The sequence below is a fragment of the Janthinobacterium aestuarii genome (assembly GCF_046113285.1).
GTDB lineage: Bacteria > Pseudomonadota > Gammaproteobacteria > Burkholderiales > Burkholderiaceae_D > Janthinobacterium.
The window spans coordinates 2,440,326-2,466,693 of sequence record NZ_CP142524.1; the positions used below are offsets into that span (position 1 = coordinate 2,440,326).

Genomic DNA, 26,368 nt, shown 5'->3' on the forward strand with positions numbered 1-26,368 from the left:
CGGCGAACGAATGTTTCCATGCTTGCATATGCGCGCTGCGCATATCGGCTGCAACGCGCGCGATTCGAGTATGCGCCGTTTTTGGCCCGCTTGCCGCACCAACGACGCGACTATTAAGCTGCCGCAAGCCCGCCATTGCGATTTATAATCACGCCTCGAAAAGATACTAAATAGTATTGAAAATCAACCAGACAGGGCAGGCGGCGGTGGCAAAACTTTATTTCCGGTATTCCGCGATGAACGCGGGCAAGTCGACGGCCTTGTTGCAGGTCGCGCACAACTATGAAGAGCAGGGCCAGCAGGTGCGCCTGTACACGGCCGCCATCGACAGCCGCTACGGCGTGGGCCGGGTCACCTCGCGTCTGGGGCCGCAGCGCCAGGTCGATATCTTCCATGCCGACACGAATTTCCTCGACGCTATTCCCCAGGTCGCCTGTTTGCTGGTGGACGAGGCGCAATTTCTCAGCACGGCCCAGGTGCAGCAATTGCACCAGCTGGCGCAAGTGAAGGGCGTGCCCGTCATCTGTTACGGCTTGCGCACGGATTTCAAGGGCGAACCGTTCCCCGGCTCGGCCTACCTGCTGGCGCTGGCCGACGATATCGAAGAGTTGAAGAATATTTGTACTTGCGGCAAGAAGGCCACGATGAACATCCGCGTGGACGAGCAGGGCCGCCGCATCAAGGAAGGTGAGCAGATCAGCATAGGCGGCAACGAGAGTTACCGCCAGGCTTGCGGGCGCTGTTTCTACTCCTAAGTTAATTCCTTATTCGGCGACGGGCACGCCCACGTCCGTATCGTCCGACAGCGCCAGATCGCCCCGTTCGAACGCGGCCAGGATGTCATTGGCGCGCGCCACGTCGTGTTCGCGCACCATGACGCGGGCGCCGCCGATGGCGGCCGCCAGCAGCATGTCGGCCTGCATGTGCTGGTCATCCGTCAGCAGCACGTCGATGCCGGCCGCTGCCAGGCAGCCGCGGATGACGTGCGCATCTGTGGGGATCATCAGCCGGGCAATCAAAACATAGTCGTCGTGCATCGTGTCTCCTGGCAAGGTGGATTCGACCCCATCTTAGCACCAGGCATGACCTTACAGCTTGAACACGCCCACCACCTGGTTCAGCTCATGCGCCTGCTCCTGCAAGGCGTCGGCGGCCGCGGCCGCTTCTTCCACCAGGGCCGCATTCTGCTGGGTCACCTGGTCCATCTGGGCGATGGCCTGGTTGACCTGCTCGATGCCGCTGCGCTGCTCTTCGCTCGCCTGCGCGATCTCGGCCATGATGGTGCTCACTTGCTGGACGCTGGCCACGACGGTGTCCATGGTGGCGCTGGCCTGGCTCACCTGGGCGTGGCCCAGGTCTACCGTGCCGGCCGATGCCTGGATCAGATCCTTGATGTCTTTCGCGGCGGCCGTCGAACGCTGCGCCAGGGTGCGCACCTCGGTGGCGACGACGGCAAAGCCCCGTCCCTGTTCGCCGGCGCGGGCCGCTTCCACGGCCGCGTTCAAGGCCAGGATATTCGTCTGGAAGGCGATGCCGTCGATGACGCCGATGATGTCGGCAATCTTGCCAGATGAGCTTCGGATGGCGTCCATGGTGCTGGCCACCTGTGCCACGGCGGCGCCGCCTTCGGCTGCCAGGCTGGACGAGTCGTGCGCCAGCCGGCTTGCCTGCTGCGCGTGATCGACGTTCTGCCGCACGGTGGAACTCAGTTCTTCCATCGAGGCGGCCGTTTCTTCCAGCGAACTGGCTTGCTGTTCCGTGCGGCTCGACAAATCCAGGTTGCCGCTGGCGATTTCACCGGACGCCGTGGCGATTTGCCCGGCGCTGCCGCGCACGTTGCCGACCACTTGCGACAGATTGTCGCTGATGCGGTTCATGGCGCGCAGCAGGCGGCCGATCTCGTCCAGGCTGGTCGTATCGAGGTGCACCGTCAGGTCGCCGGCGGCGATTTGCGCAGCGGCCGTTTCGGCGGCGGCCAGCGGGCGCGAGACGAGGGTGCGCACCAGCCAGTACAGCAGCAGGGCGAAGACGAGCAGGGCGACGAAGCCGGAAATGGCCAGCTGGTTGCGCAGCTGGCGCGCTTCCAAGGTGATTTCGTCCGTGAACGTGCCGCCCGCGATGATCCATTGCCAATCCTTGAATTGACGGTAATACAGCTGCTTTTCGCGCGCGCTGGCAGCCGTTTCGCCAGGCGCCGTCCACGTATAGCGCATGGCACCGTCTTTCTGCGCCAGCATTTCCTGGATGAACATCCGGCCGTCGCTGGCCTTGAACTCGAGCGCGCTCTTGCCTTCGCTGTTCGGGTGCAGCACCAGGTGGCCGTAATTGGCGCCGGGAGCCGTGTCGACGATATAGATGTAGCCCGTCTGGCCGATCTTGACCTGGCGAATCTTCTCTTTCAACATGGCCAGATTCTTGCTGATATCGAGGCCGATGAACAGCACGCCCACCACTTTGCCTGCCGCGTCGCGCACGGGATCATATTGCGTAATGTATTGCTTGCCAAACAAGGTTGCCATGCCGACGAAACGCTGGCCCGCACGCAGCGGCGCGTAGCTCGGGTGGTTGTGGTCGAGCTGGGTGCCGATGGCGCGTTCGCCATCCTGCTTTTTCAGCGACGTGCTGATGCGCACGAATTCATCGCCGTTGGCGGCAAAGATGGTGGCGATCACGCCCGTCTGCGCCGTGTAACGGTCGACCAGGGCCGTATCGAGGTTGAGCACCTTGCCGCCGTTGGCCAGGGCCGGCGTGGCCTTGCCGGCCACGGCCACCATGGCGCCCGCGTCGACCGTGAACGGGCCGGGAAATTCGGCCGCGAACAGGCGCGCAAAGCTGGCCGCTTCGTTGACCATGGCAGTATGGAAGACTTGCGTGGTCGTCATGACGCTATTGAGTTCGCTGGTGACGGCCGCTTCGGCACGCTGTTCCAGCACGCGCGAGGTATTGATACTCATCAAGGCAGTCAGGCTGGCCAGGATCAGGCTGACGAGGGCAAACGTGAAGACGGTAATCTTGCCGCCGACACTCCAGTGGCGGGGGGAGAAGGAAATTGTAGGCATAGTGTGAGTCTGGCAAAGGGTAATCAGCTCGGCCATTCCAGGTCATGACATGACACGCGGGGAGGGGATCTGGTGGGAACACTGTTGAAACGAAAGCGCGCCGGCTGTGGGAGCGGCGCGCAGGCAAGCTGTATTTCAGGGCGCGATGATAGCATGTTGCTTGCCATTTGTTACTAAGTGTTTCCCGCAGGAATCACTTTTTCACATAAAAACATCATTGAGATCAAGGATTGCCGCTTCAATCTATTGACTTTTTTCATTCCAGTGGCGCATGTTGATATTCATCGCTGCTGAATGATGCGATTTTTCTCACGAATGTTTCACTTTGTAATGAATGAGACGCCGCCTTTAATCCGCGTTTAAGCTTCCAGGAAGAAACTGATCTTCCTTGGGAGACTGCCAGGCCGTATCCTGTAGAATAATATGCAGACCAGTCGTGTATCCCCTTACTGTCTTGCTGGCTGGCGCATGCATCTCTGCGCCGCCTGGAATTGATTTAACTAATTTTCGGAGAAGCCGATGAAGAAGCAAATGATGCTGGTCACCCTGGTGCTCGCCCTGTCAGCCCACGCTGGCGCAGCCCAGACGGACAAGAGCGCCGCTCCTCCGCTCACCATGAAGCCGCTGGCCCAGCAAACGCAGGCCGCCTTGTGGGCATCGCGCGTATTGACGCGCGTCCATTACAAGGCCATGCCGCTCGACGACGCCATGTCGGAGAAAATCTTCGACCGCTATTTCAAATCCCTGGACGCAGAAAAACTGTTCTTCGTGCAGGCCGACATCGACCGCTTCGCTCCCTTGCGCACCAAGCTCGACGACGCCATCATCAATGAAGACCTGACGGCGCCGTTTGCCATCTACAACCTGTACCAGCAGCGTTTCGACGAGCGCATGGCGTATGCGCGTGAATTGCTGAAAACCAAGTTCGACTTTACCGCCGACGAGAGCTACCAGCTCGACCGCGAAAAGGCCGCCTGGCCGAAGAACGACGAGGAAGTGCGCGACCTGTGGCGCAAGCGCGTCAAGAACGACTGGCTGCGCCTGAAACTGGCGGGCAAGGAAGACAAGGCCATCCGCGAGACGCTGGACAAGCGCTATGAAAGCTACACGACCCGTTCGCGCAAGCTCAACAGCGAAGACGTGTTCCAGATCTTCATGAACTCGTATGCCATGTCGATCGAACCGCACACCAATTACCTGGGCCCGCGCGCCTCGGACAACTTCGACATCGCCATGCGCCTGTCGCTCGAAGGCATCGGCGCCGTGCTGCAGACGCGCGACGAATACACGGTGGTGCGCGAAGTGGTGCCGGGCAGCCCGGCCGGCCTGTCGGGCAAGCTGAAAGTGGGCGACCGCATCGTCGGCGTGGGGCAGGGCGAAAGCGGCCCCATCACCGAAGTGCTGGGCATGCGCATCGACGATGTGGTGCAGCTGATCCGCGGCGCCAAGGATTCCGTCGTGCGCCTCGACATCCTGCCGGCCGATGCCGGCCCCGATGCCAAGCACGTCGTCTTGCCGCTGGTGCGCAAGAAAATCAGCATGGAAGAGCAGGCGGCGAAGAAATCGATCATCGAAGTGCGCGAGAACGGCGTCAAGCGCCGCATCGGCGTCATTGCCCTGCCGACGTTCTACCAGGACTTCGAAGCGCGCCGCCGTGGCGACAAGGACTTTAAAAGCGCTACGCGCGACGTCAGCCGTTTGCTGGCCGAGTTGAAGAAGGACAAGGTCGACAACGTCCTGATCGACTTGCGCAACAACGGCGGCGGTTCGCTGAACGAAGCCGTCGAACTGACGGGTCTGTTCATCGACAAGGGACCGGTCGTGATGCAGCGCAATGCCGAAGGCAAGGTCGACGTGGAAAGCGACACCAACGCGGGCCTGGCCTGGGATGGCCCGATGGGCGTGCTGATCAACCGCGGTTCCGCTTCCGCTTCCGAAATTTTCGCCGCCGCCGTGCAGGATTACGGCCGAGGCGTCATCATCGGCGAAGGCAGCTTCGGCAAGGGCACCGTACAAACCCTGTTCAACCTCGACCGTTTCGGCGGCAGCGAGAAAGCCCGTTTCGGCGAGCTGAAGATGACCATCGCCCAGTTCTTCCGCATCAACGGCGGCACCACGCAGTTGCGCGGCGTCACGCCCGACATCAAGCTGCCGGCCATGTCGGACACGGAGAACTTCGGCGAATCGAGCTATGACAATGCCTTGCCATGGGTGGCCATCAAGCCGGCGCCGTACATGCCGACGGGCGACCTGAAGGATATCGTGCCGCTGCTGGACAAGAAGCATGAAGCGCGCGTGGCCAAGGACAAGGATTTCCAGTACTTGCTCGATGACATCGCTCTCGTCGTCAAGCAGCGCAAGGAAAACCAGATTTCGCTCAATGAAACCGTGCGCCGCAAGGAGCGCGATGCCCAGGAAGCGCGCGCGAAGGCCCGTGAAAAACGCCTGATCGCGCAGATTTCGAATCCGGCCGACGACCTGGTGGTGATTCCCGATCCGAAAGACGTGCTGAAGGGCGCGAAAGCGGCCAGCAAGACGGCCAAGCAGATCGCCGCCGTGAAGGGCGCCTTGCGCACCGACGACGGCTTGCAGGGCGACGAACGCGCGCTGAGCGCCGAACTCGATGCCGAAACGGCCGCCAAGAGCGCCAAGGACGTGCTGCTGAACGAAGCGGCGCGCATCCTGGCCGACGAAGTGGCGCTGATCAAGGCCGATACCCGCATGGCGGCGAAGGTCTTGCCGTATGGCGCCGATGGCAAGGCGACGCCGGTGGCGGCAGCGAAGTAAGGCTTTCATGCACTAGAAAACCGGTTCCTTGTGGAGCCGGTTTTTTTTCGCCCCGATCAGTTATCCGTTTGGCGTATTTCTATCATTCCAACAATCAATTGGATCGATATGCCGCGATGCAGCATAATGCACTTGTCTCCTCTATTCTCCTCCAAGAAAATAGATTCAGCCCGCTCTCGCAGCGGGCTTTTTTTTGCCTCAGATTCTGTGCGTGGGCGCTTGCACGTCGGGCTGTGCCGCCAGCAAGGCCGTGATCCAGCCAGCAAATGCCTGCAGCTTGGGCGTGGCCAGGCGGCCTTGCGGCGTCAGCAGCGACATCGGCATGGGCGTGGGCGGATGATCGGCCAGCACGGCCACCAGGGCGCCGCTGTCGAGGTGCGCGCGCACCTGGTACACGGCCGCCTGCGCCAGTCCCAGCCCCTGCAGCGCGCAATCGACGCTGGCGTCCGCGTCGTTGACGGCGATGGGGCCGGCCATCTGTACGCGCAGCACTTCCTTGCCTTGCTGGAAATCCCAGTCGAAGGCGCGGCCCGTGCGGCCCGAGTAATGCATGATGCCCTGGTGCGTGGCCAGGTCGGCCAGGGTCTGCGGCGTGCCGTGCCGCGCCAGATACGCGGGCGAGGCGCACGTGACGAAGCGCATCAGGCCGACCTGTTTGCCGATGAAGGCGGAATCTTGCAAGGTGCCCACGCGCAAGGCGCAATCGATGCCTTCCTGCGTCAGGTCGACCAGGCGATCCGTCAGGCTCAGCTGCAATTGCACGTCCGGCCAGGCGGCGTGGAAGTGCGCGATATGCGGCACGACCAACCTGCGGCCCACCGTATTGGGCAGGTTGATGCGCAGCAAGCCGCGCGGCTTTTTCGCGTCGGGACCGCGAAATGCCAGTTCCGCCGTGTCGACGGCTCTCAAAATATCAATGCAATGGCGAAAGTATTCGGCCCCTTCCGGCGTCAGCGACAAGCGGCGCGTGGTTCGCTGCAGCAATTGCGTGCCCAGGTAGGCTTCCAGCTTTTGCAGGGTGGCCGTCAGCGCGGCACGGGGCAAATTCAGGGTTTCGGCCGCCTTGGAAAAGCTGTTGGCTTCGACGATGCGCACGAAGGTCTGCATGGCCTTGATTTTGTCCATAGGATAGCTTCCATTCTCATTGTTCATTTTATGTGAAAAGTATAAGTGGATTATGCCCTGATTATCTTTGCCATAGTTTTCCCTAGAATGGCGACATCCCTATCGAACCGAGGAAACAACATGAACAAGGCCTCATCTTCCGCTCCCCACGACATTGCACCGGCCATGGTGCTGTTGCTGGCCATCGCTTCCGGCCTCATCGTCGCCAATCTGTATTACGCGCAAACCCTCGTCGGCCCCATCAGCGCCTCGACGGGCCTGTCGGCCAAGGCAGCCGGGCTGATCGTCACACTGACGCAAGTGGGCTATACCCTGGGCCTGCTGTTTGTCGTGCCGCTGGGCGACTTGCTGGAAAACCGCCGCCTGATCGTCACGGCCTTGCTGGTGACGGCCACGGCCCTCGTGGTGGCGGCCCTCTCCACGGGCGCCATCGTCTTCCTGGCCGCCGCCCTGGCCATCGGCCTCGGTTCCGTGGCGGCGCAAGTGATCGTGCCGTTTGCCGCCCACCTGTCGCAGGAAGCGACGCGGGGGCAAACCGTGGGCAAGGTGGTCAGCGGCTTGTTGCTGGGCATCATGCTGGCCCGTCCCGTGGCGTCGCTGGTGGCCGCGCACGCCAGCTGGCACGTGGTGTTTGGCGGCGCCGCCGTGCTGATGGTAGTGCTGGCGCTGGTGCTGCGCCGTGCCTTGCCCGTGCGTCAGCCCGTGTCGAGCATGAAATATCCAGCCCTGATGGCCTCGCTGTGGCACTTGCTGCTGGGCACGTCCGTGCTGCGCCGCCGCGCCGCCTATCACGCGGGCCTGTTTGGCGCCTTCAGCCTGTTCTGGACCGTCACGCCGCTGGTGCTGGCCAGCCCCGCGTTCGGTCTGTCGCAAACGGGCATCGCCATCTTCGCCCTGGTGGGCATGGCGGGCGCCGTCGCCTCGCCCATCGCGGGCCGCCTGGCCGATGCGGGCCACACCTTGCCCGCCACGGCTGCCGCGCTGGCGCTGGGTATCGTCGCGTTTGCCTTGCCCATGTTCGCCCCGGAATCGAAGCACGTGGCGCTGGGCTTGCTGGTGGTGGCATCCATCGTGCTCGACATGGGCGTGGCGGCCAACCTGGTACTGGGCCAGCGCGCCATCTTCAGCCTGGGCGCGGAAGTGCGGGGCCGTTTGAACGGCCTGTATTTCGCCCTGTTCTTCGCCGGCGGCGCGGCCGGCTCGGCCGTCGGCGCCTGGGTGTATGCCAGCTACGGCTGGCAGGCAACCTTGCTGACCGGCATGGCGTTTCCGGGCCTGGCCCTGCTGGTGTGGCTGGCAGAATTTTTACCCTTGGGCACGCGCCGCACGGCTTGAAACCCTGATGGCATCTCATTATCACTGATGGATATTTCTATCATCATGAATATAAAGTGGCATGATATGCCGCGATGCCGCAAGATGCACTTGTCTCCTCTATCTCCTCCAAGGAAATAGATTCAGCCCGCTTCCATAGCGGGCTTTTTTTTGCCTCTTTATTTGCGCTGTTTGCCATCGGCATCACAATAGCCATAACGTTGGGGACTGCCGCACCAGCCAGCTTCCTTTTGTGCTTCGGCTAGCTGGTTGCAATGCACGGTGCGGAAATGTGTCGGCAGATAGCTTTTTAATGTGGCATCAGAGATATTTCGAGGGGAAATTTTTTCGCCTTGCGGGGGCGGCGGGAAAGTCGCTGCAATCGCGCGATCCGCTACATTGTCAATGAAGAGGACAGTTTCGCCCTCCTGCACCTGGCACATATGATTGGTAGTGAAGTCATAACGTTCAGCGGCCTTGATCATGAACAGTGGCCCCTTGTTTGATATGCCCTGGATCATGGCCTGGGCCGCCGAATAACTTCCGATAAAGCCAGCAATGGAGATTGCAAAGAGGAAGTAAGTGGTTTTTTTATTGGTCTTGAAATCGAAAATAAACAAGAACAACAGGAAAATGACCTCAAAAATAATTGCCAGCACAGCATAGGCAAAGGCGCTGAACGAGAAGGCAAATATCAGGGTGGCGAGGCCAAACGAAAAGGGCAGGTAGGACGGCGGAAAAGGAAAATTGGCCGCAAAAAAATCGACAGCGCTCAGGCGCGAAAAAATCACGCAGGCAGACACCGCCAGGGAAACCCCCACTTTTGCCAGCAGGCTTGCAAAAACGGAATTCAGCGAAAAAAGTACCCATGCAATGCCTGACACCCCAACGACGAGAATGCCTGTCAGCGCCACCTGTTCGAGGATGTAATTTACATAATCATCTGTTTCCTGGATATGCAGGTGCGAAACCAGGAGGATCAGGCCGCCTATCGTGGCAATGGAAAAAATAACAAGTGAAATAATGGTCTTGGGATCGTTATATCTTTCGATCAGCGCAGGGATGATTTTTTCGGTGTCGGGAGATATCTTGACGATAAATCTTCTGATGCTCTCCTTGTTTTCACGCAGCGCCATATAACTGAAGATTACTCCCGCTGGCGGAATGGTGATGGATGTCAGGATGCACAGCAGTATGAATAAGATTATTTTTATTATCTTCATCATTGTTATTGGGCAGTATCGTCGGCGGATGTTTAAATGGAAACCTGCGTGCGGAATATAGCACGCATTATTTGGCATGGACTGCGGTGAATCGCGTGGCGTGAGAAATTGTGTGGGCCTGAAAAACCACTGGCGAGCGACGCAGCGTGGGCGATGGACATGGAAAATGCCACCAGCCCTGAACCCTTGGTTGCGGCAACCTGCTTTTACCGCAAGCTTGCTGTCAATAACGGTTGTGGGCAAGGCTTACATCACCACCAGATCGAGCGCCCGCATGAAGTTGGCCGCCTGCGCATGCGTGATGACAGCGCCTTTCAGCAGCGCAGCTTCGCTCAGTTTGAAACCGTCGATATCGGCGCCGCGCAAGTCCGCGCCCTGGAACTTCGCCAGTTTGATGGTGGCGTTGCGCAAGCTGCCCCCTTCGAAGACGGCGTCGCGGAAGTCGCAGCCGGCCAGGTAGGCGTCGGAAAAATCGAGCTGTTTGAGTATTGCCTTGCGGAACGAAAAGCCGCGCAGGTCGGCGCCCACCAGCAGGCTGTCTTCGAAGGTCAAGCCCAGGTGGGCCGCTTCCTCGAACGAGGCGCCCGTCAGCTTGCAGCCCCGGTAGGTGACCGATGCCAGCTTGGCGCGCCGCCATTTCGTGTTGTTCAGGTCGCAGCCTTCGAAATTCGCGTCAACGGCGTCGACGGATTCGAAATCGGCGCTGCCGGCGCGGCAGCGGCGCCAGGTGCTGCGCGCGAGTTTGCTGGCGAACAAGCTGGTGTCGGCAAAGGTGCAGCGTTCAAACGTACAGCCCTGCAAGTCGAGGCGTGACAGGTCTTCGCCATCGAAGGCGCAATCGATGAAGTGGCGCACCGGCAGGGCCAGTTGCTGCTCGATGCCGGCGCGGTCCAGGGTCATGCCAGTTACTGCGGTGTCGTGTGTTGCCATCCGTTTTATATTCCTAATCAAAGCAGGGGAGGGATGGCGCGGCGGGAAAATGCACGAACCAGAACACCTCCCCGGCTGGTGTAACAGCCAAGGGTCAGCGCCGTGGGTCCGCGTGGGCGGGAGCATGCCGGACTGTGCCGGGCACTTACCGGGTTACCAACCGGTGCGCTCATTTTCGATCAGCGCGTATTGTAGCTTGTCCGAATCGGCCTTGCCAGTTCTTGCGAAGCCGGGTTAGTATCGTTGCAGGCGCAGCCACTGCGCCAACGTCGCTCGGACGGATCCGGGCGCTTACGTATAGAGATAACCATGACCGACAGCCAAGCTCCGCGCAGCTTTTCGCGCATCAATCGTCTTCCCCCCTACGTTTTCAACATCACCGCCGAACTCAAGATGGCCGCGCGCCGCCGTGGCGAGGACATCATCGACATGTCGATGGGCAATCCCGATGGCGCCACGCCGGCCCACATCGTGGACAAGCTGGTCGAAACGGTGAAACGCCCCGACACGCATGGCTATTCCGCGTCCAAGGGCATTCCGCGGCTGCGCCGCGCGATTGCACACTGGTACAAGAAGCGCTACGAGGTCGACATCGACCCGGACAGCGAAGCCATCGTCACCATCGGCTCGAAAGAGGGCCTGGCCCATTTGATGCTGGCGACGCTGGACCGGGGCGACACGGTGCTGGTGCCGAACCCCAGCTACCCGATCCACATATGGGGCGCCGTCATCGCGGGCGCCGATATCCGCTCCGTGCGCATGGGGCCGGGCGTGGATTTCTTTGCCGAACTGGAACGCGCGATCCGCGAAAGCTACCCGAAGCCTAAGATGATGGTGCTGGGTTTCCCGTCGAACCCCACGGCGCAATGCGTGGAACTGGAATTCTTCGAGCGCGTCGTCGCGCTGGCGAAGCAGCACAATATCCTGGTGGTGCACGACCTGGCGTACGCCGACATCACCTTCGATGGCTGGAAGGCGCCGTCCATCATGCAGGTGCCCGGTGCGCGCGACGTGGCCGTCGAGTTCTTCACCATGTCGAAAAGCTACAACATGGCGGGCTGGCGCATCGGCTTCATGGTGGGCAATGCGGAACTGGTGGCGGCCCTGGCGCGCATCAAGAGCTACCACGATTACGGCAGTTTTACGCCCGTGCAAGTGGCGGCCATTGCCGCGCTGGAAGGCGATCAAAGCTGCGTGACGGAAATCTGCGCGCAGTACCAGCGCCGCCGCGACGTGCTGGTGAAAGGCTTGCATGAAGCAGGCTGGATGGTGGAAAAGCCGAAGGCGTCGATGTATATCTGGGCGCATATCCCGGAAGCCTACCGTCACCTGGGCTCGCTGGAATTTGCCAAGCTGCTGTTGCAAAAGGCCAAGGTGAGCGTGTCGCCCGGCATCGGTTTCGGCGAGTACGGCGATGAATACGTGCGCTTTGCCCTGATCGAAAACGAGGCCCGCGTGCGGCAAGCCTTGCGCGGCATCAAGAATATGTTGCGTTCCAGCGACGGAAAGACGGAAGCGGCAGCATAAAAGTTGCCGTATGGAATTGTCTGTTGCCCCTAATATCACTGCTGCGTATTTCTGACATCACGAATATAAAGTGGTTTTATATGCTGCAACGCGGCATCATTCATCTGTCTCCTCTATCTTCCTCCAAGGAAATAGATTCAGCCCGCTCCCGCAGCGGGCTTTTTTTTGCCTGTCGTTTTGGTCCTGGGCACCGGCCGGCACGCGCGGCGAACGAGGCGCCCGCCCCCGCGCGGCGCGGCCTCGTGAATACGTTCAGCATGCTAATGCATGAATATTAATAATGGATGTATGAAGTTTTACCATTATTTTTCATGGATGAAAGCCTCTATGATGACCCCACACTTCACTGGGAGGCAACCGCCATGACCGTCACGACACACAATTTGGGCTACCCGCGCATCGGCGCCAAACGCGAACTGAAATTCGCCCTGGAAGACTACTGGAAGGGCCACAGCAGCCTGGACGCGCTGGAAGGTCAGGGCGCTGAGTTGCGCCAGCGTCACTGGCAAGACCAGCGCGCGCTGGACTTCGTGCCCGTGGGCGACTTTTCCTTCTATGACCAGGTGCTGGACCTGAGTTTTACGCTGGGCAACCTGCCGCAGCGCGTGCGCGGCCTGGAAGGCGCCGCGCTCGACAACTATTTCCGCGTGGCCCGAGGCCGCTCGGCCAGCGACAGCGATTGCAGCTGCGTCCACGCCGGTGAAATGACGAAATGGTTCGACACCAACTATCACTACATCGTGCCGGAATTTTCGGCCGAGACGCAATTCAAGCTAGACAGCAGCCGCCTGTTGCGGCAACTGGCGCAAGCGCGCCAGCTCGGCGTGAAAGCCAAACCCGTGCTGATCGGCCCCGTTACCTATTTGTGGCTGGGCAAGGCCAAGGATGATTCCGACAAGCTGGCGCTGCTGCAAGGCTTGCTGCCCGTCTACGTGCAATTGCTGCAGGAACTGGCGGCCCAGGGCGTGGAGTGGGTGCAGATCGATGAGCCGATACTCGTCACGGAACTCGACGGCGCGTGGCAGCAGGCCCTCGTCACGGCCTATGATGCCTTGAGCAAGGTCAAGCACGTCAAACTGTTGCTGGCCACGTATTTCGGCAAGCTGCAAGACAATTTGCCGCTGGCGTGCAAGCTGCCCGTGCAAGGCTTGCACCTCGATGCCGTCAACGCCCGCGATGAAGTGGAGCAAGTGATCGCCCAATTGCCCGCCACCAGCGTGCTGTCGCTGGGCGTGGTGAATGGCCGCAATATCTGGAAGACGGATTTGACGCAAGTGCTGGCGTGGCTGGAACCCGTGCACGCCAGCCTGCAATCGCGCCTGTGGATCGCCCCGTCGTGCTCGCTGCTGCACGTGCCTGTCGACCTGGACAGCGAGCAAAAGCTCGATGACGATATCCGGTCCTGGCTGGCCTTTGCCCGCCAGAAGCTTGATGAAGTGCACACCATCGCCGGCGCCCTGAACCAGGGCCGCGCCTCCGTGCAGGCGGCACTCGATGCTAATCTTGCGGCCGTGCAAGCGCGCCGCCAGTCGACCCGCGTGCACAATCCGCACGTGAAAGCGGCCCTGGCGCGCATCGATGCGACGTTGGGCCAGCGCCTGAGCGGCTATGCCGAGCGTGCCGTCAAGCAAGCTGCGCTGCTGCAACTGCCGCTGTATCCGACGACGACCATCGGCTCCTTCCCGCAGACGGCGGAAATCCGCCAGGCGCGCAGCCAGTTCCGCAACGGCCAGCTGGACGAAGCCAGCTACAAAAAGCTGATGCAGGGGGAAATCGCCCGTTGCGTCAGGGAACAGGAAACCCTGGGCCTGGACGTGTTCGTGCACGGCGAAGCGGAACGCAATGACATGGTGGAATACTTTGGCGAACAGCTCGACGGCTATGCCTTCAGCCAGTTCGGCTGGGTGCAATCGTACGGTTCGCGCTGCGTCAAGCCGCCCATTTTGTTTGGCGACATCAGCCGCCCCCGCGCCATGACGGTCGAGTGGAGCACTTACGCCCAGTCGCTGACGGACAAGCCGATGAAAGGCATGCTGACGGGTCCCGTCACCATCCTGAACTGGTCCTTCGTGCGCGACGACCAGCCCCGTTCCGTCTCGTGCCACCAGCTGGCGCTGGCCATGCGCGCCGAAGTGCTGGACCTGGAGCGGGCCGGCATCCGCGTGATCCAGATCGACGAGGCGGCACTGCGCGAAGGTTTGCCACTGCGCAAGTCGCACTGGGCCGACTACCTGCGCTGGGCCGTGGAATCGTTCCGCATCGCGGCCAACGGCGTGGCCGATGAAACGCAGATCCACACGCATATGTGCTATTCGGAATTCAACGACATCATCGCGCAGATCGCCGGCATGGATGCAGACGTCATCACGATCGAAACTTCGCGCTCCGACATGGAATTGCTCGACGCCTTCGACGAGTTCAATTATCCGAATGATATCGGCCCCGGCGTCTACGACATCCACTCGCCCAATATTCCGAGTCAGGAACAGATGGTGAATCTGATGCGCAAGGCGGCCGAGCGCATTCCCGCGCAGCGCCTGTGGGTCAACCCCGATTGCGGCCTCAAAACGCGCGGCTGGAAAGAGGTGATTCCCGCGCTGGCCAACATGGTGGCGGCCGCGAAAACCTTGCGTGCCGACAACGTGGCATAGGAATCGCAGGGGCAGGGGAGGCCGCTATGGCTGAGATATAGAACAATCGTATTTCTGTCATCACAACATGCAATTGGATAATGATGCTGCGATGCGGCATCATTGCACCTGTCTCCTCTACTTCCTCACAGGAATTAGATTCAGCCCGCTCCCGCAGCGGGCTTTTTTTTGCCCTTGCGCCTTATCGCGCGGGCTGCCACGGCCGCATCTCTTAAGTGCAAGCACCCGAAGGCCATGGACATCGTCTCGTTTGGGTCTAGACAATCGGGCGCCAATGTCTCGAAGGTTCCGTACCAACCCATGTGAGGCATGAAAATCGTCTCGATGCGGCGCCTCGCATGGGTTTACCTGTACGGACAATACCTCAGAGGCAATTTCCGCTTCGGCCGAAAACAGACTTTAAAACGCGTGATGTGGCTAATACGTCACCTCGTATTGAAAACGCCACGGCGAGGAATTCCAGGGCTCCAGATACTGCATCGCTCGACCTGGCGACATGCCGTGCAATACGTGAGAATCAATGCAGCTCGCTCGCTTAGTATAAATCCTTGAAGAAAAATCGTGTTCCTCGACCTATAACCCTCCAAAGGGTATGACATAGGTTCGCGGAGCAAGTGTGAAGTAAAAAAAGTTAATAATTAGTTCAAGCATGGGAACTTTCTGCGATCCTCATGCGAAGACCGGTGATAAGCAGATCGAGGCCAGCGTCAAATCGCGCATCAAAATCCGGGTTGAATAAATCCGCTGCCGCAGCCAAAACATGTGGATAGCCCTTAGCCGCCAGAGCTTCAAACTGGTCACGGTGAGTTGCGATGGCCAGCGATATTTCACTAGGGGCAGCCAGCGGTTGCTCTTCCATCACGAAGCCCATTACGTAATAGATGATGCTGAAGGCACCCCAAGACGCCAACCGAGTGGAGGCCCCAGCCTCACACAAAGGGCCGATCAACGCCTCGGCAACGCGAAGTGTGTTGTCGGTGATGACGTAGGTGCCAGCATATACGCGTGCACCGTCCCGCCGCTTGCGCAGCGCATTTCGAATCTCATGTGCGGTCACGCTGACCGCATTGAACCAAGCAGTCGAGGGGGACAGTTCGTCCGGATGCCCATGCGCGACCCCTTCAATCAAAGCGTCGGCTATGCCATTCATCAAAGCCTGCTTATTGGCGAAGTGCCAATACAGTGATGCTGCTTTGATGTCCAGTTCCTGGGCAAGACGGCGCATTGTAAGACCCTCTATACCTACCTCGTCCAGCAGGTTCAAAGCGGTGGCAATTACGGCTTCACGTTGGATCTTCATAAACTTCTTGTTTGACAGGCTAACGACGTTAGATTAACATAAATTTTTTAACTAACAATGTTAGATTGAGGTACAAATGAAAAATGAAAATGCGGATGTGATCGTAGTAGGTGCAGGCCCTGTAGGTTTAACTCTGGCATGCGAATTGCGGTTGGCAGGAATACGCGTCACAGTACTAGAGCGCCGTGACGCGCCAATAGCGCAGTCGCGCGCGCTAACCATGCACGGCAGGACGGTGGAGATGCTGGCCCAACGTGGCGTGGCTGAGCGCTTTCTGGCGAACGGCATAAAGATTCCCAGCGGGCATTTTGCGGGATTGAAGACGCGACTTGACTTTTCGGTGATCGACACCACCTATCCTTACACACTGTTCATCCCACAGAGCGTGACCGAGCAACTGCTGGAGACATGGGCGCTTGAGCTAGGGGTTGAATTGCGCAGGAATGCTACGGTGGAGCGCATTGTCGAAACGGCCGATGGCATTTCCGTGATGGGGCAACAGCACAGCACCCCTTTCGATATTTCTGGCAGCTACGTGGTCGGTGCAGACGGCGCGCGCAGTCTGGTTCGCCAGCACGCAGGCATCGCCTTCCATGGTCTGCCGGCTACGAAGACTGTCATGCTTGGCGACGTTCGTCTGAGCGCACCGCCGTCTACGCCGGGATTCAGTGTAGGCAACGCGGCAGGTGGATTAATGATCGTTCCCTTAGGTCGTGGTATGTTCCGCGTCATCGTGATCGATACCGGCCGAGTTGATGTGCCTGCGACCACGCCCGTCACGCTCGAAGAGTTGTCTGATTCGACCACACGGGTGGCGGGACAGGACTTTGGTCTGCATGCACCGACGTGGCTATCACGCTTCTCGAATGAAACCCGCCTGGCGAGTGTCTACCGCAAAGATCGAATCTTGCTGGTCGGTGATGCCGCACATATCCACCTTCCTGCGGGCGGCCAGGGTATGAACGTGGGCATGCAGGACGCGATGAACTTGGGCTGGAAGCTGGCGGGCGTAGTGAACGGACATGCGCCAGAGTCGCTGCTAGACAGCTACCACAAAGAGCGTCATGCCGTTGGTGCCGCGCTGTACCAAAATACCTTGGCGCAAAGTGCACTAATGATGAATTCGTTTGATGCTCCGGGACAGGCGCTGCGAGAGACGTTTAGTGAGCTGATGAAAATTCCCGCTCTTAATGCAGTGCTTGCGCATGACTTGTCCGGCTACGGGATTCGATACCCGACCTCAGTTGTCGATGTTCCGCAGGGATGGGCGTTGCTGCCCGATTGGACAGGGCGGCGGCTGCCTGACTGGCAGCTAAAACTGGATAACGGTGGTCAAGCCTCGCTGTTCAGTTTTTTGCGGAGTGGTCATTGGCTACTGCTGCACCTGACGACCAGTGAGGATCGCGAGGGTGGCAACTACACGCCTGAGCTCGATATGCGATGGGTCGATACGATCAAAGCTGTGCCTGCGGACTCCCAAGTAACACCGGCAGGTGCGCATGCCTTGCTCATACGTCCCGACGGCTACGTGGATCACGCTGTGGGCATCAAAAGGAACGCGTGATAACCATCGTCAGGCCGAATCTGCATGCACTGTAAGTACCACATTAGTATAAGCTTGCTTAACCATAAACATACAAGGTGACAAGTTGATGCAGCCTTTGTTTCGCGCTGCGGGCATGCTCGCGCTGATGGCGCTGGGCGCCTGCTCGGACGAGCGGCATCCGCTTGAGCGCCATCTCGCCCTATTGCGGCCGGATACGGTCGCAGCGTTGCCTGATATGGGGTGGCCGGCCGGCACGCTGCTGTGTCCGCTGGCGCTGTATCAGAACGAGTTGCCCGGTTCGGCGCCGCCTGCGGACAGGGTCAACACCTTCCTGAAGCAAAAGCAGTTTCTCGGTGACGAGAACTGGTCGCTCATCGTCGTCAAGCCGCAGCCAGCGGAAAACGCCGGTGCCGGTATCGAGCAACTGTTTTTCAAGCGTGCAGATTATGACGTGATCAATGAGCCGCCACGCATCGCGCGCGATGCGCAGACCTTGCCAGCGGGGTTTGCGCCGCAGGTTTGCGTAAGCGTGGAGCAAGCCCGCGTGCTGGTGACGCGTGAACAACGATCGCATCGAAAACTCGTCATTTTTGGCACGGCCTGAACGAGATATTGATAAAGCATATTTCTATCATCACAACATGCAATTGGATTTATATGTTGCGACGCGGCATCATTGCACCTGTCTCCTCTACTTCCTCACAGGAATTAGATTCAGCCCGCTCCCGCAGCGGGCTTTTTTTTGCCCGTTTTTAAGGCGCAAACCTGCGCACGCTTGCTTGTCATCATCGCCATCGTGTTGCTTTTGTGCATGCTAAACTGGGCCTTCCCCAGACCAAGGTTTCTGATGCTTCAATTATTTCGCCACACGCTGGAGTCCACCCCCATCCTCGCCCTGTTTCTCGTCATCGGCGCCGGTTATGCGCTGGGGCGCATCAGCGTGTTCGGGTTTTCGCTGGGCGTGGGCGGCGTGCTGTTCGCGGGGCTGGCGCTGGGCGCATTTGCACCCGGTTCCGTGCCGCCGCCCATGGTCGGCTCCATCGGCCTGCTGCTGTTTCTGTATGGCATAGGCGTGCAGTACGGCGTGCAGTTTTTCGCCGGCTTGCGCGGGGCGGGCCAGAAACACAATCTGATCGCTTTTGCCGCCGTCATGGGCGGCCTGGCCGTGTCCGTCTGGGGCGGGCAGTGGATCGATATCTCGCTGCGCATGGCCAGCGGCGTGTTTGCCGGCGCCATGACCAGCACGGCCGCCCTGCAGGCGGCGCTCGAAGCGTCGCACGGCAATGGCGACGCGGCCGTCGGCTATGCGGTCGCGTATCCGTTCGGCGTCGTCGGCCCCATGCTGGGCCTGTACCTGGCCGGGCGCATATTAAAACCCGTGCTGACGCCGCCGCCGGCCCCCATCGTCGTGTCCGAAATTACCATCGACGAAGCGAAACTGGCGGGCGCAGCCCTGTCCGAACTGGCCGATGGTCCGCTGGCGGGCGTGCAAGTGATCGGCGTGCGCCAGGGTCACCAGAACCGCTTGCCTGATCCCTCGCTGGTGCTCGGCGTGGGCGACGCGCTGATGGTGTCGGGCACGGTGGCGGGCGTGGAAGCGGCGCGCACGGCGCTGGGCCATCTGGACCCGGGACGGCTGATGAAGGACCGCAGCGCGTTCGACGGCACGGAAGTGTTCGTCTCGGATGCGGAAATCGTCGGCGTACCGCTGGGCGAACTGAACCTGGCAAAAGATTTCCCCCTGCAGATCGCCTTCATCCGCCGTGGCGACGCCATGATCTTGCCCCATCCTTTCCTGACACTGGAATTTGGCGACAGGGTGATGGCCATTGCGCCGGCCAAACATGCGGCCGACGTGCGCAAGCTGTTCGGCAATTCCATCACGGCCACGGCCGAGTTCAGCTATGTCTCGTTGGGCATGGGCATGGTGCTGGGTGTGCTGCTGGGCCTGGTGCCCATCCCATTGCCGTGGATAGGCTCGTTCAGCCTGGGCCTGGCGGGCGGTCCGCTGGTGATGGCGCTGATCCTGGGACGTCTGGGCAGGGTGGGCAAGATCAGCTGGCGCCTGCCCCTGTCGGCCAACCTGGTCATGCGCAACTATGGCTTGACGATTTTCCTCGCCTCCGTCGGCATGGCCTCCGGCTTGCCGTTCGTGCAGCAGGTGGGCGCCGACGGCTTGCCCATGCTGGCGCTGGGGGCCGTCACGGTGCTGGTGGTGGTGGCCCTCGTCGTAATTTTGGGCAAGGTCTTCCTGCGCCTGCCGTTTCCTGAATTGCTCGGTATCGCGGCCGGCGCCACGGGCAACCCGGCCGTGCTGGTGTTCGCCAACCGCCTGGCCAAGTCGGACCGCCCGAACCTGGGCTACGCGATGATTTTCCCCAGCATGACCATTGTCAAGATCGTTGCCGTGCAGGTGCTGCTGCATTTGTATGGCTGATGGCGGCAAGAGTCAATCTCGTGCAGGGCCAAGTTGTTTGTTGGCATTAACAAAGTTGATGCCAAAAGCCAGCAGCAAAGCAGCAGCGGCGAAACCTGCGGCAAGCCAGAGGTTGGCCGAGAGGCCCAGCCTGTCCACGGCTTGACCGCCGGCCCACGCCCCGAGCGCAATGCCGATATTGAAGACTCCCACATACAGCGCGGCGACGATCTCCACGGCCCCGGGCGCCGCCTTCAGCATCAAGGTCATCAGGCCGACCGATACGCCGCCGTAGGCCAGTCCCCAAGCCAGCAACACTACGCCGCCAGCGATGCTGGAGTCGCCGACAGCCAGAAACAGCAGTGGCGTGAGCAGCAGGCCGCCCGCGATGGCTAGGATGGTTGGCGCTGCGCGCCGCGCCGCAACGCCGCCGGCCAGGAAGTTGCCAATGATGCCCGCGAAGCCATAGGAAAACAGCAGTGTGCCCAGCCATTGCGCATCAAACCCCGACATCGACAGCAGCAGCGGGCGCACGAAGGTAAAGGCCGTGAAATGGCTGGTTACAAGCAACATGGTCAGGAGCAGCCCCGCCTGCAACTGCCGGTTGTGCAGCTGTTTGCCGAATTGGCGCAAGGTCGTCGAACCGGCAGCGGGCAGGGCGGGAATGACAGCCAGATGCAGCACCAGTACAAGGCCGCTGAACAGCGCCATGGCGCCGAAGGCCCAGCGCCATCCTGCAACGTCGCCGATTTGTGCGCCTAGCGGCACACCCAGCACGGAAGCGGCCGCCACGCCACCGAAGATAATCGACGTTGCCAAGCCGATCGAGCGGGCAGGAACAAGCCGGGACGCCAGACCGCCGGCGATGGCCCAGATTCCGCCCATGCAAAAACCGACGAGAACACGTGCCGCCAGCATCCACGCCATGTTCTGCGCCAGAGCCGAGGCTATGTTTGCGAGCAACAATAGAGTGAGCAAGCCACAGAGAATTGTGCGCCGGTCCAGGTTTCCCGAGACGATCACGACCAGCGGCGCGAACAAGGCCGCCAGCAATGCTGGCAGCGAGATCATCAGCCCGGCGGTTCCGGTGGAGGTGCCCAGGGTGTCAGCGATCGGCGTCAACAGGCCGACCGGCAGCATTTCCGTCGTCACGACCGAAAAGGTGGCCATGCCGACAGCGCTGACCGCCAGCCACGGGTGGCGGACAGCCGTTTCTGCGGCAGCGTAGGGGGACGTACTCATGGTGCATATCCTTCATTTGATCATTCGATAAACGGCTTGTGCCGGTAAAGGCGGCGTCGGACCGCTGCTATGCAGTGGCAGCGGATGCCAAAGGGGATCGATATCGGTCCCTGCATGCGATGCTTGCAGCGGAGACGCGTCCCAGTGATAATACATACATCGCGTATGAATAGTATATATTCATACGCACTGTATGTAAACAATCATACGTTATGTATGTAAGGGGAAAGCAATGGTTCGCCGCACGCGTGTGGAGATGGAAGAAACCCGAGCATCGTTGCTGGCTACCGCCCGCACAGTGTTCAGCGAGCGCGGTTATGCCGATACGTCAATGGACGACCTCACCGCGCAGGCAGGACTGACGCGTGGTGCGCTGTATCATCACTTCGGCGATAAGAAGGGCTTGCTGCTGGCGGTGGTAGAGCAGATCGACGCGGAAATGGATGGTCGCCTGCAAAGCATCTCCGACAGCGCTGGCGATCTGTGGGAAGGCTTTCGCCATCGCTGCCGTGCCTATCTGGAGATGGCCCTGGAGCCGGAAATTCAGCGCATCGTTTTACGCGATGCCAGGGCGGTGCTGGGAGGCGCTTCACCGGACTCGCAGCGTCATTGCCTCGAGTCGATGCAAGGGCTTATCCGCGAGCTGATTCATCAAGGCATCGTGGCCGACACTTGCCCAGAGGCACTGGCTTCGATGATCTACGGCAGTCTCGCAGAAGCGGCGTTCTGGATCGCCGACGGTGACGAAGGCAATGCGCGCTTGATAAAAGGAGTTGCGGCATTGGATTTGCTTCTACGTGGGCTGTTACTAAAGAGGTAATCGTGAAAAGTGGCAATCTCATCAGAAGCGGACCTTTCCGTAGAACCCTTGAGATTAATTTTATTGCAACCATATGAAGCCTTGGATGACTGAAGCCAAACCAGTTTCGTTGCTGAATGTAGAGCTTTGCTTTCTCTTGAAGAAAGAGTTCTATTTCGGTCCGGACAGACATGCAGGCGTGGACACGTCAACATGTACACAGTGACTTCAGCTGCCTTCATTTCCACGGTCTGAACCATCCATGGTACTTACGTCCGAACTTGGCGGACGAGAGGGCGAGTTGGCTGCCTGCTACCGGCAGGTGGTGGAATTGGCCATCCGCCATGGAATGAATGTCAATTCGATTCGCCACCAATTCTGGGTGCGGTTGTGGATGTGGAATGGCAGGGGTGAGCTTTGAATGGTTCAATCATTAACACGGAGGAAAAATATGCAAGTCAAGCGTATCGTTGCCAATGTCCCTGTGTCGGATCCGGGCCTGGCGCGGAGGTTTTACGAGGAGGTGCTGGGCCTGAGCCTGCTGATGGACCACGGCTGGATCATGACGTATGGTGCGCAAACCGAGATGAGTGTTCAAGTGAGCTTCGCCACGCAAGGCGGCTCGAATACGGCCGTGCCAGACCTGTCGATTGAAGTCGATGACGTCGATACCGCATTTGCACGCATGGTTGCCGCAGGGTTTGCCATCGAGTATGGGCTGAGCGATGAGCCCTGGGGCGTCAGGCGCTTTTTCGTGCGCGACCCTTTTGGCAAGCTCATCAATATTCTGTCGCACACATAGACGCGATGCCAACGGCGGCTGCGGGCCGCCAGCCGGCCAATGCCACCCGGCGCCGGCCTGTGTAAAAGCCCTGGCGCCGCTCCCAATCTGTTGTACAATCCTTGAGAACGGTCGTGCTTTTTTGTGCGCTGAGTTTCCTTGCGTGCAGGCATCACGGCAACTCATAAGAACAAGGAGACAGACATGGACCTGCATTACACGGCCGGGGAGACGGCGTTCCGCGACACGGTGCGCGCCTTCCTCGACACCCATCTGCCGGCGGACTTGCAGCGCAAGGTGCGCCAGCATCTGCGTCTGGCCAAGGACGACTATGTGCGCTGGCACAAGATTGTCGCGCAACAAGGCTGGGCCGCGCCGGCCTGGCCCGTCGAATACGGCGGCACGGGCTGGACGTCCGTGCAGCGCCATATCTGGGAAGACGAGTGCGCGCGCGCCGCCACGCCGCCGATTTTGCCCTTCGGCGTCAATATGGTGGCGCCCGTCATCATGGCCTTCGCCAACGCCGAACAAAAGGCATATTACTTACCGCGTATCCTCAACTGCGACGACTGGTGGTGCCAGGGCTATTCGGAGCCGGGCGCAGGTTCCGACCTCGCCTCGCTGAAAACCACGGCCGAGCGCGACGGCGACCATTACATCGTCAATGGCCAGAAAACCTGGACCACCCTTGGCCAGCACGCGGACATGATCTTTTGCCTGGTGCGCACGGACAGCACGGTGCGCAAGCAGGAAGGCATCAGTTTCTTGCTGATCGACATGAAAACGCCGGGCATCACCGTGCGCCCCATCATCATGCTCGACGAAGAACACGAAGTGAACGAAGTCTTTTTTGACAATGTGCGCGTGCCCGTCAGCAATCTGGTCGGCCAGGAAAACAAGGGCTGGACCTACGCCAAGTACCTGCTGGGCCACGAGCGCACGGGCATCGCCGCCGTGGGCCGCTCGAAGCGCGAATTGACTTTCCTCAAGCAGCTGGCCATGCAGCAGACCAAGCGCGGCGCGCCGCTGCTGCACGACCCCGCGTTTGCCGCCAAGGTGGCCCACCTGGAAATCGAATTGATGGCGCTGGAAATGACGGTCTTGCGCGTCATCAGCGACGAGGGCAAGGGGCCGGGGCCGCAGGCGTCCATGCTGAAGGTGCGCGGCTCGGAACTGCAGCAGCAACTGACGGAACTGATGGTCGAAGCCATCGGCCCGCAAGCCTTGCCTTTCGACCCAGCATTTCTTGACGGCAGCGCGCCGAACAGCAGCGCTGGCGACGACCTGGCCGCGCCGCTGGCCGCGTACTACTTCAATTACCGCAAGACATCGATCTATGGCGGCTCGAATGAAATCCAGAAAAACATCATCACGCAGATGATCCTGGGCCTGTAAGCCAGAAGGAGACGACATGGACTTCCATTTTAATCAGGAACAGCAGCAATTCGCCGACGCGCTCCGGCGCTGGGTCGACAAGGATTACCCGTTTGAGACGCGGCAAACCATCATCCATTCCGCCACGGGTACGTCCGATGCCGCCTGGGCCACCCTGGCCGAGCTGGGCATGACGGCCTTGCCGCTGCCGGCCGCCGCGGGCGGTTTCGACGGCACGACCGTCGACATGCTGCTGGTGATGCAGGAACTGGGGCGTGGCCTCGTGGTCGAACCGTATTTCGCCACCGTGCTCGGCGCGCGCTTCTTGACCCTGGCGGGCGGCCGTGATGCGGTGCTGGAACAGGTGGCCAGCGGCAGCCTGAAACTGGCTTGCGCGCTCGGCGAGCGGCAGTCGCGCCACGACCTGCACGATATCGCCACGACGGCCACGGCCAGCGGCGACGGTTTCGTGCTCGACGGCGAGAAAACCGTCGTCATTCATGGCGCCCAGGCGGATTCTCTGATCGTCTCGGCGCGCAGCGGCGGAGGGCAGATGGACACGGAGGGCATTTCGCTATTCCTCGTGCCCGTCGACGCGCCCGGCGTTTCCGTGCGCGACTACCGCACCATCGACGGCCAGCGCGCCGCCACCGTGACCCTCGTGCAAGTGGTGCTGGGGCATGAGGCCCTGGTCGGACAAAAGGGGCAGGGCTGGCCTGTGCTCGATGCCGCACTCGACTATGGCGCCGCCCTGCTGTGCGCGGAAGCCGTGGGCGCCATGGACGCCATCTTTGCCGCCACGCTCGACTACTTGAAGACGCGCCAGCAGTTCGGCGCGCCGATCGGCAAGTTCCAGGCCCTGCAGCACCGCATGGCCGACATGTTCATCCACCTGGAGCAAGCCCGTTCGATGGCCATGCTGGCCGCCGCCAAGGCCGATAGCGACGACGCGTTTGATCGTCGCCGTACCGTGTCCGCCGCCAAGGCGCGGGTGGGCCTGGCCGCCACCTTTGTCGGCCAGCAAGCCGTGCAATTGCATGGCGGCATGGGCGTGACGGACGAATTGCCCGCCGCCCATCATTTCAAGCGCCTCTCCATGATCGCCCTGACCCTGGGCGACGTGGACCATCACATCGAGCGCTTTATCGCCCAGCCGGGCTTCTTGCCGACGGAGACCGCATGACCGCATCGACCGCTATTGCCCCGAAACACTGGTATTTCGAAGACTTTACGCAAGGCCTGGAAATCGACCTGGGCCAGCGCCACGTGACAGAAAAGGAAATCATCGCCTTCGCCACGGATTTCGACCCGCAGCCGTTTCACGTTGACCATGCTGCGGCGGAAAAAACCATCTTCAAGGGCGTCATCGCCAGCGGCTGGCATACCTGCGGCATGATGATGCGCCTGGTGGTCGATAACCTGCTCAAGCATTCGTCCAGCATGGGTTCGCCCGGCCTGGACAGCATCCGTTGGCTCAAACCCGTGCGCGCAGGCGACACCCTGCAGCTGACCTACCAGGTCAAGGAAGTGCGCCCGTCGACGTCGAAGCCGGACCGTGGCATCGTCATTTCCGTGTGGAGCGTGCGCAACCAGCATGGCGAGGTGGTGACCACCGTCGAAGGCATGGGCATGTTCGGCCGCCGCCCGGCCGGAGAGCAGCATGCGTGATATCGCCGGCATCGCCGGTTTCCAGGCCTTGTCGGGACAGCACGTGGCCGTCTCCGACTGGCTCACCATCACGCAGCAGCGCATCGACACCTTTGCCGACGCCACGGACGACCATCAGTGGATCCATGTGGACGCCGAGCGCTGCGCACGCGAGTCGCCGTACGGCTGCACGGTGGCGCACGGCTTTCTCACACTGTCCTTGCTGCCCGCCATGCTGCAGGGTGCGCTGCACATGGCCGGCATCCGCATGGCCATCAACTATGGCCTCAATAAAGTGCGCTTCCCCGCGCCCGTGCCCGTCGGCAGCCGCCTGCGCGCGCGGCTCGACATCCTCTCCGTCGAGGATGTGCCGGAAGGGGCGCAAGTGAACTGGGCCGTGACCATGGAGAGGGAAGGCGACACGAAACCCGTGTGCGTGGCGGAATTTCTGATGCGCTGCTATCCCTGAGCGGCAAACTGAGCCCGCATCGCAGGTCGGCGTAGGTCGGCGTAGGTCGGCTTAGCCCGCAGGGCGTAAGCCGACATGTGGCGGCATCGTGCGGCAGTCCGACAGGCAGCCGTGCGCTCCTGCGCGTGCGCCGGATGTACGCTGGTGGCGCGCCGGCGCTTTCCGGCGAAGGAGTGGA

General features: G+C 60.6%; 21 protein-coding genes. 14 read left to right on the forward strand and 7 right to left on the reverse strand.

From position 1 onward, the window contains the following. Positions 1 to 206 precede the first annotated feature (206 nt). On the forward strand, positions 207 to 755 hold the full coding sequence (locus tag OX462_RS11020; RefSeq protein WP_070313504.1) for a thymidine kinase: 549 nt from the start codon (positions 207 to 209) through the stop codon (positions 753 to 755). 9 nt (positions 756 to 764) lie between these two features. Here the strand turns inward: OX462_RS11020 and OX462_RS11025 are convergent, their stop codons facing one another. Both OX462_RS11025 and OX462_RS11030 read right to left on the reverse strand, forming a co-directional pair. After that, positions 765 to 1,037, reverse strand: coding sequence for a putative signal transducing protein (locus tag OX462_RS11025; RefSeq protein ID WP_070313505.1), 273 nt, complete (start codon positions 1,035 to 1,037; stop codon positions 765 to 767). A 51-nt stretch (positions 1,038 to 1,088) separates the two neighbouring features. Beyond that, positions 1,089 to 3,059 (reverse strand): methyl-accepting chemotaxis protein, encoded by a 1,971-nt coding sequence (locus tag OX462_RS11030; RefSeq protein WP_070313506.1) that lies wholly within the window; start codon positions 3,057 to 3,059, stop codon positions 1,089 to 1,091. 519 nt (positions 3,060 to 3,578) lie between these two features. On the opposite strand from OX462_RS11030, the gene OX462_RS11035 reads away from it, so the two are divergent. Then, on the forward strand, positions 3,579 to 5,846 hold the full coding sequence (locus tag OX462_RS11035) for a carboxy terminal-processing peptidase (RefSeq protein ID WP_409028408.1): 2,268 nt from the start codon (positions 3,579 to 3,581) through the stop codon (positions 5,844 to 5,846). A 198-nt stretch (positions 5,847 to 6,044) separates the two neighbouring features. Here OX462_RS11035 and OX462_RS11040 read toward each other — a convergent pair whose 3' ends face one another. Further along, positions 6,045 to 6,971, reverse strand: a complete 927-nt coding sequence (locus OX462_RS11040; RefSeq protein WP_409028409.1) for a LysR family transcriptional regulator — start codon at positions 6,969 to 6,971, stop codon at positions 6,045 to 6,047. 120 nt (positions 6,972 to 7,091) lie between these two features. Between OX462_RS11040 and OX462_RS11045 the strand changes: the two genes are divergently transcribed. Continuing rightward, positions 7,092 to 8,306 carry an MFS transporter gene (locus tag OX462_RS11045; RefSeq protein WP_409028410.1) on the forward strand — a complete coding sequence of 405 codons (1,215 nt, stop codon included), beginning with the start codon at positions 7,092 to 7,094 and terminating at the stop codon, positions 8,304 to 8,306. A 158-nt stretch (positions 8,307 to 8,464) separates the two neighbouring features. On the opposite strand, the gene OX462_RS11050 is transcribed toward OX462_RS11045, so the two are convergent. Both OX462_RS11050 and OX462_RS11055 read right to left on the reverse strand, forming a co-directional pair. Further along, the gene (locus OX462_RS11050; protein ID WP_409028411.1) at positions 8,465 to 9,751 is read right to left on the reverse strand and encodes a hypothetical protein; all 1,287 of its coding nucleotides are present in this window, start codon (positions 9,749 to 9,751) and stop codon (positions 8,465 to 8,467) included. Between the two features lie 3 nt (positions 9,752 to 9,754). Further along, a complete protein-coding gene (locus OX462_RS11055; protein WP_083293729.1) occupies positions 9,755 to 10,408 on the reverse strand; it encodes a pentapeptide repeat-containing protein in 654 nt (217 codons plus the stop codon). Between the two features lie 339 nt (positions 10,409 to 10,747). On the opposite strand from OX462_RS11055, the gene alaC reads away from it, so the two are divergent. Both alaC and metE read left to right on the forward strand, forming a co-directional pair. Next, positions 10,748 to 11,965 (forward strand): alanine transaminase, encoded by a 1,218-nt coding sequence (alaC, locus tag OX462_RS11060; RefSeq protein WP_083293730.1) that lies wholly within the window; start codon positions 10,748 to 10,750, stop codon positions 11,963 to 11,965. Between the two features lie 362 nt (positions 11,966 to 12,327). Next, positions 12,328 to 14,616: a 5-methyltetrahydropteroyltriglutamate--homocysteine S-methyltransferase gene (metE, locus tag OX462_RS11065; RefSeq protein WP_070313512.1), complete on the forward strand. Its 2,289-nt coding sequence runs from the start codon at positions 12,328 to 12,330 to the stop codon at positions 14,614 to 14,616. Positions 14,617 to 15,259: 643 nt separating this feature from the next. On the opposite strand, the gene OX462_RS11070 is transcribed toward metE, so the two are convergent. Continuing rightward, the gene (locus tag OX462_RS11070; protein ID WP_070313513.1) at positions 15,260 to 15,916 is read right to left on the reverse strand and encodes a TetR/AcrR family transcriptional regulator C-terminal domain-containing protein; all 657 of its coding nucleotides are present in this window, start codon (positions 15,914 to 15,916) and stop codon (positions 15,260 to 15,262) included. 76 nt (positions 15,917 to 15,992) lie between these two features. Here OX462_RS11070 and OX462_RS11075 point away from each other — a divergent pair, with 76 nt between their 5' ends. The 3 genes from OX462_RS11075 (at position 15,993) to OX462_RS11085 (ending at position 19,899) form a co-directional block, all read left to right on the forward strand. Next, positions 15,993 to 17,480 (forward strand): FAD-dependent oxidoreductase, encoded by a 1,488-nt coding sequence (locus tag OX462_RS11075; RefSeq protein ID WP_070222923.1) that lies wholly within the window; start codon positions 15,993 to 15,995, stop codon positions 17,478 to 17,480. A gap of 88 nt (positions 17,481 to 17,568) precedes the next feature. Then, positions 17,569 to 18,066: a hypothetical protein gene (locus tag OX462_RS11080; RefSeq protein ID WP_409028412.1), complete on the forward strand. Its 498-nt coding sequence runs from the start codon at positions 17,569 to 17,571 to the stop codon at positions 18,064 to 18,066. Between the two features lie 243 nt (positions 18,067 to 18,309). After that, on the forward strand, positions 18,310 to 19,899 hold the full coding sequence (locus OX462_RS11085) for an aspartate:alanine exchanger family transporter (protein WP_070222919.1): 1,590 nt from the start codon (positions 18,310 to 18,312) through the stop codon (positions 19,897 to 19,899). A 12-nt stretch (positions 19,900 to 19,911) separates the two neighbouring features. On the opposite strand, the gene OX462_RS11090 is transcribed toward OX462_RS11085, so the two are convergent. Further along, a complete protein-coding gene (locus tag OX462_RS11090) occupies positions 19,912 to 21,120 on the reverse strand; it encodes an MFS transporter (RefSeq protein ID WP_409028413.1) in 1,209 nt (402 codons plus the stop codon). Positions 21,121 to 21,352: 232 nt separating this feature from the next. Here OX462_RS11090 and OX462_RS11095 point away from each other — a divergent pair, with 232 nt between their 5' ends. The 6 genes from OX462_RS11095 (at position 21,353) to OX462_RS11120 (ending at position 26,190) form a co-directional block, all read left to right on the forward strand. Further along, positions 21,353 to 21,940 (forward strand): TetR/AcrR family transcriptional regulator, encoded by a 588-nt coding sequence (locus tag OX462_RS11095; RefSeq protein ID WP_070222914.1) that lies wholly within the window; start codon positions 21,353 to 21,355, stop codon positions 21,938 to 21,940. A gap of 430 nt (positions 21,941 to 22,370) precedes the next feature. Next, on the forward strand, positions 22,371 to 22,721 hold the full coding sequence (locus OX462_RS11100; protein ID WP_070222911.1) for a VOC family protein: 351 nt from the start codon (positions 22,371 to 22,373) through the stop codon (positions 22,719 to 22,721). A 183-nt stretch (positions 22,722 to 22,904) separates the two neighbouring features. Then, positions 22,905 to 24,095: an acyl-CoA dehydrogenase family protein gene (locus tag OX462_RS11105; protein ID WP_409028414.1), complete on the forward strand. Its 1,191-nt coding sequence runs from the start codon at positions 22,905 to 22,907 to the stop codon at positions 24,093 to 24,095. 16 nt (positions 24,096 to 24,111) lie between these two features. Then, positions 24,112 to 25,257 carry an acyl-CoA dehydrogenase family protein gene (locus OX462_RS11110; protein ID WP_409028415.1) on the forward strand — a complete coding sequence of 382 codons (1,146 nt, stop codon included), beginning with the start codon at positions 24,112 to 24,114 and terminating at the stop codon, positions 25,255 to 25,257. Beyond that, complete coding sequence (locus OX462_RS11115) at positions 25,254 to 25,742, forward strand: MaoC family dehydratase (RefSeq protein ID WP_070222904.1); 489 nt, start codon at positions 25,254 to 25,256, stop codon at positions 25,740 to 25,742. The genes OX462_RS11110 and OX462_RS11115 overlap by 4 nt, the downstream gene beginning before the upstream one ends. Next, positions 25,735 to 26,190 carry a MaoC family dehydratase gene (locus OX462_RS11120; protein ID WP_070222902.1) on the forward strand — a complete coding sequence of 152 codons (456 nt, stop codon included), beginning with the start codon at positions 25,735 to 25,737 and terminating at the stop codon, positions 26,188 to 26,190. Before OX462_RS11115 ends, OX462_RS11120 begins: the two co-directional genes overlap by 8 nt. Positions 26,191 to 26,368: the final 178 nt, after the last annotated feature.